The sequence below is a fragment of the Ramlibacter sp. genome (genome assembly GCF_013697775.1).
GTDB lineage: Bacteria > Pseudomonadota > Gammaproteobacteria > Burkholderiales > Burkholderiaceae_C > Ramlibacter.
Genome location: NZ_JACCWG010000071.1, coordinates 1 through 5,621 on the forward strand (window position 1 = coordinate 1; position 5,621 = coordinate 5,621).

4 protein-coding genes are annotated in these 5,621 nt (G+C 72.4%); all 4 read right to left on the reverse strand.

Features of this window, described 5'->3' with window-relative positions:
• On the reverse strand, window positions 1-1,397 hold a 1,397-nt coding region (locus H0U68_RS03890), incomplete at its 3' end, for an FAD/NAD(P)-binding protein (RefSeq protein ID WP_296352871.1).
• Complete coding sequence (locus tag H0U68_RS03895) at window positions 1,397-2,032, reverse strand: glutathione S-transferase family protein (protein ID WP_296352874.1); 636 nt, start codon at window positions 2,030-2,032, stop codon at window positions 1,397-1,399. The genes H0U68_RS03890 and H0U68_RS03895, both read right to left, overlap by 1 nt.
• A 1-nt stretch (window position 2,033) precedes the next feature.
• A complete protein-coding gene (locus H0U68_RS03900) occupies window positions 2,034-2,960 on the reverse strand; it encodes an EamA family transporter (protein WP_296352875.1) in 927 nt (308 codons plus the stop codon).
• Window positions 2,953-5,621, reverse strand: a 2,669-nt coding sequence (locus H0U68_RS03905) for a condensation domain-containing protein (protein WP_296352877.1), incomplete at its 5' end; no start/stop codon positions are given. The genes H0U68_RS03900 and H0U68_RS03905, both read right to left, overlap by 8 nt.

Below are 5,621 nucleotides of genomic sequence, written 5' to 3' on the forward strand. Positions count from 1 at the left end.
GGCTTCAGCAGGCCCGCGCGCAGCAGCGCCAGCCACTCGCGCCCGCGCGACACCGGCGGGCCGACCACCAGCTGCGCGATGCGCGGCGCGACCGCGTCGAAGAACAGGCGGCGCGAGGCCGGCGCCAGCGCGTCGAACTCCACCGCGCGGCGGATGTTGTTGCGCAGCACGCGCAGCATCTCCACCGCGTACTTGTAGGGACTGGCCGCTTCGCCCTTGCCCGCCTCGGCGACGTCGAACGCCAGGCGGCCGGCGAAGGCATCGTTGAATGCGGCCGGCGAGCGGAAGCGCTGCGCGGCCGGCGGCATCAGCAGGTCTTCCGGGCGGAACCACTCGCCGTCGGGCAGCGCGCGGCGGCAGAAGGCGGGCACGTCTTTCGGCGCGAGGCCGCGCAGCGACTGCAGGCAGGCATCGGCCGCCTGCGCGCCCTGCGACAGCGCCGTCGCGCGCACCACGTAGGCGGCGCGCAACTCGGCGCACAGCACCGGCATGACGTGCGCGGCCCAGTCGGCGCCTTGCGGATGCGCGGCGCGCAGCCCGGCCAGGAACGCGTCGTGGAAGTACAGCGGCTCGTAGCTGGTGGCGAGGTCCAGCGACACGGCCGGGCGGCACGAGAACGGCGTGCCGGTGCGCGAGTAGACGAACATCACCGGCTCGTCGCCGCTGGCGTCGTAGCGCAGCGTGCCGTCGGCCTGTTCGGTGAAGCGGCCGCCGCGGCCTTCGGTCAGCGCGGCCACCGCGTCCACCGCCACCAGGCCGGTGCCGACGATGCCCACGCAGGTGCGCGGCGCGATGCGGCGCTGCAACTCGGCGACCGGATAGGGATCGAGCAGGCCGGCCGTGGTGGCGGGCGGCGCGGCTTCCTCGCCGTCCGACCCGCGCGGCACGCCGTGGCCCACGCAGAGGAAGGCGTGGTCGCAGGCGAGCGGCTGGCCGCCCTGCAGCGCGATGCGCGCCCGCTGCCCGCTGTCCAGCGAGATGCCGCTGGCCGTGTCGCGCACCAGCGCCAGCGCCAGGTTGGGCGGCAGGTTGGCGCGCAGCACGCCGAACACGTCGCGCAGGTAGCTGCCGAACAGCGCGCGCGGCAGGAAGCCGTGCGCGTCCGCCTGCAGGCCGCGCCGCTCGCGCACCCACTGCAGGAACGGCATCGCGCCCGGCAGCGGCTCCTCGCCGAAATGGCGGGCGCTGTAGCTGTCGATCTGGCCCGACACGGTGTTGAGCAGCAGGAAGCGTTCCTGCTCCGGCTTGTGCAGCCCGGGGCCCGGATCGTTGGCATCGATCACCGTGACGGCAAAGCGCTGCTCTGGCTGCCGGCGCGCGGTCATGACCAGCCGGTCGAGCACGGCCAGGCCCCAGGGGCCGGCGCCGACGATGGCAATGGAGATCGGCGCGTCCATCAGGTGCCTTGCGCGGACAGCGCGAGCCCGGCGTAGGCGGCGGCGCGCCGCACCGCTTCCAGTTCACGCATGCGCGCGGCCCAATCGAGCACGTGGGAGAAGCCGCCCATGGCCTCCAGCTGCGCGCCGCGCATGTGCACCACCGGATAGTGCGCGATGTCGGCGATGGTCATGCGCGGCCCGCACACCCAGGGCTGCGTCTTCAGCCCCTCGAACGACGCGGCCAGCATGCGCAGGAAGCGTTCGCGCAGGAACTGCACGCTGTCGGGGCTGAAGGCCAGGTAGCGCATCAGCGAATTCTGCATCGCGAGGTCGCTCATGGCGGCGTACACCGACGACTGCACCCGCACGCGCTCGATGGGGTCGTCCGGGTACAGGTCCGGGCGCGCCGGCAGCAGCAGGTGGTCGGCGATGGCGGCGGACTGCGTCAGCACCAGCTCCTCGCCGCTGGGCAGCCGCTCCAGGTAGGCCGGCACCGTGCCGCTGGCATTGAGCTCCAGGAATGCCGGCGTGCGGTGGTCGCCGGCGGCCACGTCCAGGCGGATCTTCTCCACCGGCAAGCCGGCCAGTTCCGCCGCGATGGCGGCGCGCAAGCTGTTGCCCGAGGGCGCGTAGTAGAGCGTGCGTGCGCGCATTTCAGATTCCTTTCGCGGCAACGGGCTGCAACGCCGGCCTGGCCGGTCGGGTGACCAGCGCCACGCCGGCCAGGATCAGCGCCGTGCCGGCCACCATGTTCCAGCCGAGCGGCTCGCCCAGGAACACCACGCCCAGGAACACGCTGAAGATGGCGCGCAGGTAGGCGTTGGTGGTGGTGGCGAGCGAGCCGAGCGTCTTGATCAGCCGGAAGAAGATGGTGCTGGCCAGCGCGGTGGACAGCAGCGCCAGCGCCGCCACGGCCAGCGTGGAATCGGTGCTGGGCGTGAGCGTCCACGGCCTGTCGTGATACAGGCTGAGCGGCACCATCAGCAGGCTGCCGCACAGCAGCGAGGTCGATGCGGTGACGATGGCTGGCTGGTCGTCGAAGCGGTGGCCGAACAGCGCGCCGCAGGTGTAAGAGACGCTCGCGCCCACGACCGCCAGCACCGCCAGCACGTTGACCTCGCCCCCAGCGCCGGCGATGCTGCCCAGGCCGGCCATCGCGGCCACGCCGGCCAGACCCAGCACCACGCCCAGGAACTTGCGGAACACGAACGGCGCGGCGCCCAACGCGAACACGGAAATCAGGAATACGAACATCGGCACGGTGGAGTTCATCACGCCGGCCAGCCCACTGGGCAGGTGGATCTCGCCCCAGCTGATGAGCGTGAACGGCAGCGCGCTTTGCAGCACGCCCTGCAGGAACAGCTCGGCCCAGCGCCGGCGGGACGTCGGAAACTGCACGCCTTGCGCGAAGGCGATGGCGGCCAGCAGCAGCCCGCCGAACAGGATGCGGATGGCGACCAGCGTGGCCGGCGGATAGCCCGCCACCGCCACCTTGATCAGCGTGAACGAGCCGCCCCACAGCAGCGACAGCAGCACCAGCAGGGCGTATTCGCGCATCGGCGGCGCGCGTTTTTCAGACATGGCTCAGTTCCTCGAGTTGTCGGCAGAACGCCGCGAAGGCGGCTTCCACGTCGGCGCGCGCCCAGACGCCGGCGCGGTACTGGATTTCCACCTGCGTGGCATTCGTGAAGTCGCGCACCAGGAACAGCACGTCGTACTTCAGCTTGTAGCCGCGATCGGCATGGCGCTGCGCCAGCTGCGCGGCACTGTCCTGCGGCATGAAGTTCAGCGAGAAGCCGGTCAGCGGATTGCGGTCGGGATCGAACGGGATGCCCAGGTCGTCGAGCACCTCGTCGAACTGCCAGGCCTGGTGCGACGCCGCCGCGGCGATCTGCTCCTTCACGGCGGCGAGCAGTTGCGCCGCGCTGAGCGACGGCAGCTCGCGCAGGCGCATCGGCACCAGGTTGATGAAGTCGCCGATCACGGGCGCGACCTGCGGATGCGCACGGCCGGCCAGCGGCGTGACGATGGCGACGTCGTCCTGCCCGGTGAGCTGGGCCACGAGACGGAAGTAGGCCGACACGAACAATGCGTAGGGCGTGCACTTGAACCGCCGCGCGCTGGCGCGCACCGCGTTGCGCACGATGTCGGGCAGCACCGCTTCCAGCGCGTGGCAGCGCTGCGGGTCCTCGCAGGCCACGTGCTGCGGCAGGTAGCGGTGCGCATAGGGCGGCGTGAGCAGGTCGCGGAAGTAGTCGCGCGACGCATGCAGGCTGTCCGCCGGCCGCTGCGCCCAGGCCGCGATGTCGCGCAACGGCGTGGGCACCGCGCCGGGCGGCTCGCCGCGCAGCCGGGCGCCCAGCTCCGCCGCCAGGATGCCCTGGCTGGTGCCGTCGCTTACCAGGTGGTGCACGTTCCACAGCAGCTTGCGCTTGTCGCCGGGCAGCGCCAGCACGCTGGCGCGAAACAGCGGGCCTTCGCGGAACACCGGGATCTCGGTTTGTGCTTCGGCGATGCGCAGCGCCTCGACGCGCGCGGCGAGCTCCGCTTGCGGCACGTCGCGCAGGTCCAGCATCGGCACGGGGAAATCGGGCGCGGGGTCGATGGACTGCAGCACGCCGCCGTGGTCGTCCGGGTGGAAGCGCAGGCGCAGGCTCTGGTGGCGCAGGCCGATCTCGGTGAGCGCGCGCCGCACGTCGTAGCTGCCGGTGCCGTCCGGCAGGTCGAACACCGCGACCATGTTGCACCAGTTGCGGTTGCCGCCGGCGCAGAAGGTGCGCAAGTAGCGCTTTTGCTGCGGCGTGAGCGGGAACACGAGGGTGCGCGGCGCCTCGGGAATCGGCGCGGGCGCCGCCGCATCGGCCGAACGCAGGTGCGCGGCGATGTCGCGCGCGCTCGGCGCCGAGAGCAGTGCGGCGGGCGCGAGGTGCAGGCCGGCGCCGTCCTTCAGTGCGACCGACAGCCGGCCCGCGATGAGCGAGTCGCCGCCCAGCGCGAAGAAGTCGTCGGTGGCGCCGACCGCCTCGCGGCCGAGCGCCTTGGCCATGGCGTCCACGATGGCCTGCTCCAGCGCGTCGGTGGGTGCGTCGCCGCCGCTTTCGTCCAGCGCAGGCGGCGGCAGGCGCGCGCGATCGAGCTTGCCGTTGGGCGTGGTGGGCAGCGCATCGAGCGCGATGAAGTGGCTGGGCACGGCCGCGGCCGGCAGGCGTTCGGCCATGAAAGGGCGCAGGCTCCTGCGCACGGCGCCAGCATCGCCGCGCGTGGTGAAGTAGCCCACGAGATACGGGCTGCCGTCGGAATGGGCGAGGCAGACCACGGCCGCATGCTCCACCGCCGGATGGCTTTGCAGCACCGCCGCCACGCCGACCGGCTCGATGCGCACGCCCAGGATCTTGATCTGGTCGTCCTTGCGCCCGCGCAGGTGCAGCTGGCCCGCGTCGTCGAGGAAACCGAGGTCGCCGGTGAGATAGCTCGGCGTGCCGCCGATCTCGGTGAAGTTGGCGGCGCTCGGCTCGTTCGGGTCGAGATAACCGAGCGAGCGGTGCGCGGTCTGGATCGCGACCTCGCCCAGCTGGTTCGCGCCGAGCGGGTTGCACTGTGCGTCGACGACCAGCACCTGGGTTTGCGGCAGCGGCCGGCCGCAGCACTGGATGCCGTCGGGCGCGGGCACGGGCACCTGTGCCCAGAATTTCGCCAGCGTGGTTTCCGTCGGGCCGTAGAGGTTGTGAACGGCGGTGTTCGGGAACGCCTCGCGCCAGCGCGCCACCAGCGTGCCCGACAGGGGCTCGCCCGCGAACAGCGTGTGGCGCAGGTGCGTGTTGGGCACCTGCGCGGCCGGCGCGGCCAGCCAGGCCTGCGCCAGCGAAGGCACGACGTGCGACACCGTGACCTGCGCCTCGGCCAGCCACTGCGGCACCTCGTGCGCGCCCAGTCCGTTGCGGGGGATGCAGCCGGTGACGCCGGCCACGATGGGCAGCAGCAGGTCGCGCAGCACCACGTCGAACGACAGGCGCGTGAGCAGGCTCACGCGGTCGCCCGGGACCAGCGCCAGCGTGCGCGCTTCCCACTGCAGGAAATGCGCGAGCCCGCCGCGCCGCCCGAGCACGCCCTTGGGCCGGCCGGTGGTGCCGGAGGTGAAGAACACGTAGCAGCCGGCATCGCTGGAGATCTCCGGCAGGCCGGCGCCGGTGAGCGCCAGTGTGCCGGCGGGCGGCGGGCCGGCCGTGGCGCGGCGCGCGCCGG